The organism is Arhodomonas sp. KWT, from assembly GCF_010993615.1.
This window is the reverse complement of record NZ_WNXE01000028.1, coordinates 8,111-12,266: the sequence shown is the minus strand read 5'-3', so window position 1 is coordinate 12,266 and position 4,156 is coordinate 8,111. Positions and strand designations below refer to the sequence as shown.

At 67.8% G+C, this 4,156-nt stretch carries 3 protein-coding genes and 1 tRNA gene; 2 read left to right on the top strand and 2 right to left on the bottom strand.

From position 1 onward, the window contains the following. The coding region (locus tag G7A99_RS07325; RefSeq protein ID WP_163139324.1) for an acetyl-CoA carboxylase biotin carboxylase subunit family protein at positions 1 to 945 on the bottom strand (945 nt) is incomplete at its 3' end. Between the two features lie 272 nt (positions 946 to 1,217). Between G7A99_RS07325 and G7A99_RS07320 the strand changes: the two genes are divergently transcribed. Beyond that, positions 1,218 to 2,408, top strand: coding sequence for an ammonium transporter (locus tag G7A99_RS07320; RefSeq protein WP_163139323.1), 1,191 nt, complete (start codon positions 1,218 to 1,220; stop codon positions 2,406 to 2,408). Positions 2,409 to 2,754: 346 nt separating this feature from the next. Here G7A99_RS07320 and G7A99_RS07315 read toward each other — a convergent pair. Next, a tRNA-Ile gene (locus G7A99_RS07315) sits at positions 2,755 to 2,830 on the bottom strand. Positions 2,831 to 3,056: 226 nt separating this feature from the next. Here G7A99_RS07315 and G7A99_RS07310 point away from each other — a divergent pair. Beyond that, complete coding sequence (locus G7A99_RS07310; RefSeq protein ID WP_163139322.1) at positions 3,057 to 3,785, top strand: glutathione S-transferase; 729 nt, start codon at positions 3,057 to 3,059, stop codon at positions 3,783 to 3,785. The last annotated feature ends 371 nt before the right edge of the window (positions 3,786 to 4,156 follow it).

Sequence of the window (4,156 nt, the reverse complement as noted above, 5' to 3'; positions counted from 1 at the left end):
GACCTCCTCGTCGGTGGTCTTGGGGTCGAACACCAGGATCGAGGCCTGGTAGGCGTTGAAGCCGTAGGCCCGCTCCAGCAGCTCGAAGACCTTGAAGCCCGGCGGCCGGTAGGCCACCTCGCCGAAGTACATGGTGCCGTCGGAGGTGACGAAGTACTCCGGGTGGATCTGACCGAACTCGATGTCGAAGGTCTTGATCAGCTTCTCGATCTCCTTGGTGATCAGCGCCCGCCAGCTCTCCAGCTCCGGGGTGGCGGGCACGAACACCGAGTAACCCAGGGTCACGTACTCGGAGATGTTGAGGAAGGCGATCTTGCCGTTGTGGATCCACGCCTCGACGGCGAACTCCCAGCCGTCCAGGTGGGACTCCATCAGCACCGGGAATTCCTCTTCCGGGATGGTGTCGACCTCGTCCGGCGTGCGGATCACGCGGTGGCCGAGGCAGCCCGCCTTGTCGAAGGCCTTGAGGTGGATCGGGTCGTTGGGGTCGCCGTCCAGCTTGAGCAGGGTCTGGTTGACCCGGCGCAGGAAGCGGATGACGTCCTCCTTGTCGTGGGCCTCCTCGAAGATGCCCACGCGAATGCCGCCGAGCTGCGCGCGGCGCTTCATCAGCGCCTTGTCGCGCATGAGCACGGCCTGGCCGTGCAGCCGGGGGCTGTCCATGAGCACGGCATTGATCGCGCCGGCCCACTCCACCGTCTCCTCGAACAGCGGGATCGCCACGTCCACGCCCATCTCCTGGAGCGTCTGGGCGATCTCCATGGAGCGGTCGTTGAGGCGCTCGAAGTTCCACGGCACGTAGGGGATGCCGTGTTCCTCGCAGTAGTCCGTGGCCCAGTCGGGGGCGACCACGACGTAACGGCGGTCGAAATCCTCCGCAGCCTCGATGGCGTTGAGGCTCCAGCCGAGGAGCGCGACATAGCCCTTGTCCGGATTCTTTTCCATAAGTAACTACCGTAGGTTTCGGCGGGAAGGGTGTGAGGACTTTTCCGGCAGTATAGCAGGGGGCATCGGTGGGCCGGTCCACCGTGTCCGGCCTCGATTGCCCGCAGTCCGTGCCCCGGTTTGGGGCATTAACGCGACGTCGGCACTGTCGTGGTGCGGTGTGCGCGGCATTTTCGGTGCGACCGTCTATAAGTCTCTGATTAACAATGCGCACACAATTGGTGCGACCCTTGCATCCCTAGGGCGCCAAATTGGTTCAGAGAGGAAACCCCGTGGAACAATCCGCCGCCAACGACGTGTTCTTTGTCCTGATCGGCGCCGTGATGGTGCTTGCCATGCACGCTGGCTTTGCCTTTCTGGAGGTGGGCACGGTGCGCCGCAAGAACCAGGTCAACGCCCTGGTGAAGATCATCGCCGACTTCGCCGTCTCCACCGTGGCCTACTTTTTCATCGGCTACAGCGTGGCCTACGGCGTCGGCTTCTTCCAGGGGGCCGAGGCGCTGACCGCGATGGACGGCTACGCGCTGGTGAAGTTCTTCTTCCTGCTCACCTTCGCCGCGGCCATCCCGGCGATCGTCTCCGGCGGCATCGCCGAGCGCGCGAAGTTCAACCCGCAGCTCGCCGCGACCTTCGTGCTCGTGGCCCTGGTCTATCCGTTCTTCGAGGGCATCGTCTGGAACGGGCGCTTCGGCATCCAGGACGCGCTCGCCTCCGGCTTCGGTTTCGCCTTCCACGACTTCGCCGGCTCCGTGGTGGTGCACGCCGTCGGCGGCTGGATCGCCCTGGGCGCGGTGCTGCTGCTCGGCCACCGGCGTGGGCGCTACGGCAGGAACGGCGCGATATACGCCCATCCGCCCTCCAGCATCCCCTTCCTCGCCCTCGGCGCGTGGGTGCTGACCGTGGGCTGGTTCGGCTTCAACGTCATGTCCGCGCAGACCCTGGACGCCGTCAGCGGACTGGTGGCGGTGAACTCGCTCATGGCCATGGTCGGCGGCGTGCTCGCCGCGCTCGTCTTCGGCCGCTACGACCCGGGCTTCATCCACAACGGCCCCCTCGCCGGGCTCGTGGCCGTGTGCGCCGGCTCCGACCTCATGCACCCGCTGGGCGCGCTGGTCACCGGCATCATCGCCGGCGGCCTGTTCATCTGGACCTTCACCCAGGCGCAGAACCGCTGGCGCATCGACGACGTCCTCGGCGTCTGGCCCCTGCACGGCCTGTGCGGCGCCTGGGGCGGCATCGCCGCCGGCATCTTCGGCCAGCAGCTCCTCGGTGGGCTGGGCGGCGTGAGCCTCGTCTCCCAGATCATCGGCACCGTCCTCGGCGTGGCCATCGCCGCCGCCGGCGGCTTCATCGTCTACGGCACTCTCAAGGCCACCGTCGGCATCCGCCTCGATCCCGAGGCCGAGTTCGAGGGCGCCGACCTCGCCATCCACCGGATCTCGGCGGAGCCGGAGTCGGAGTAATCGTTGGCTCGGAAGAGGTTTGCTGCAGCTGTCGCCCTCTAAGCCGGAACCGCACCGGCCTGCGGTACCGCACGTCCGTGCGCGGTTGCTTTGGCGCTACGCGCTCGCCGAGTCCCGCCGGTAGGTGCGCGTGGGCAGGTCAGCCTGTGCACGCGGTCCGTTAAGGGCCGTCCTCATGTAGGTGGTTCCCGATTGTCGGGGGGCGTCAGCTCGGTTGGGATGGGTGGTCACGGGCCCGGGATTCTCACGGTCGGGTGCTGTCAGTGGCGCTGACAGCTGGTCGATACCTGAAAGGGGAAACGCCCGCCGTGAAGGTCGCGGGCATGATCAAAGTATCTGAATAATCTGGTGGGCCCGGCAGGACTCGAACCTGCGACCAAGGGATTATGAGTCCCCTGCTCTAACCACTGAGCTACAGGCCCTTCGGCGCGGGATTATAGCCGTTCGGGTGTGTCGGGGGACAGGGGCGAACCGCACACTATGTGTCACTGGAATGTGGTGGGAAGCGCCTGTCTGGTCTGATTCCGGGTGGGGGCCGGCGACCGGCGCCTGCCGGTGTGGGTTGAACCCGGGTGGTGGCGGCGTCAGATCGGGGGTATCCACCATTCCCGTCCGGTCTGTGCCGGGCGTTGTCGCGGAGGCGTTGCCATGACCTATCAGCTCTATTACTGGCCGACGATCCAGGGGCGCGGGGAGTTCGTGCGCCTGGCGCTGGAGGAGGCCGGGGCGGCCTACGAGGACGTGGGCCGGCGTGGTGACGGGGCGGATTTCGGTGCCGTCGCCGAGGTGCTGGAGCGTGCGGGGGTGGCGGAGGTGCCGTTCGCGCCGCCAGTGCTGGAGGCGGACGGGCGGCTGATCTCGCAGACGGCGAGTATCCTGCTGTATCTCGGCCGGCGGCATGGGCTGGCGCCCTCGGACGAGGCGGGGGAGCTGTGGGCGAACCAGCTCCAGCTCTGTGTGACGGACTGGGTGGTGGAGATCCACGACACCCACCATCCCCTGGGGCCGTCGCTCTACTACGAGGAGCAGACGGCGGAGGCCGCGCGGCGGGCGGCGGTGTTCCGGCAGGACCGGCTGCCCAAGTGGCTGGGCTATTTCGAGCAGGTGCTGGCGGCGAACCCGGCGGGGGATGCGTACCTGGTGGGTGACGCCCTGAGCCACGTGGATCTCTCGGTGTTCCAGGTGGTGGCCGGGCTGCGCTATGCCTTCCCCCGGGCGATGGTGGCGCTGGAGCCGGACTACCCGCGGGTGGTCGCGCTGCACGACCGGGTGGCGGCGCGGCCGGCGATCGCGGCCTACCTGGACTCGTCGCGGCGGATCCCGTTCACGGAGGAGGGCATCTTCCGGCACTACCCGGCGCTGGACGGCGAGCCCTGAGCGCCGTCCGGTGGAGGCGGTCGTTGGCCTGCGTGAAATGGTCGGGACGTCGCACGCCTGCGGCGCACGACCTACCCGTGCTGAGCGCCGTCCGGTGGAGGCGGTCGTTGGCCTGCGTGAAATGGTCGGGACGTCGCACGCCTGCGGCGCACGACCTACCCGTGCTGAGCGCCGTCCGGTGGAGGCGGTCGTTGGCCTGCGTGAAATGGTCGGGACGTCGCACGCCTTTGGCGCACGACCTACCTGCGCTGAGCGCCGTCCGGTGGACGCGGTCGTTGGCCTGCGTGGAATGGCCGGGACGTCGCACGCCTTTGGCGCACGACCTACGCGCGTGCGGCCGGAGGTAGGTCGTGCACGGCCGTGAGGCCGTG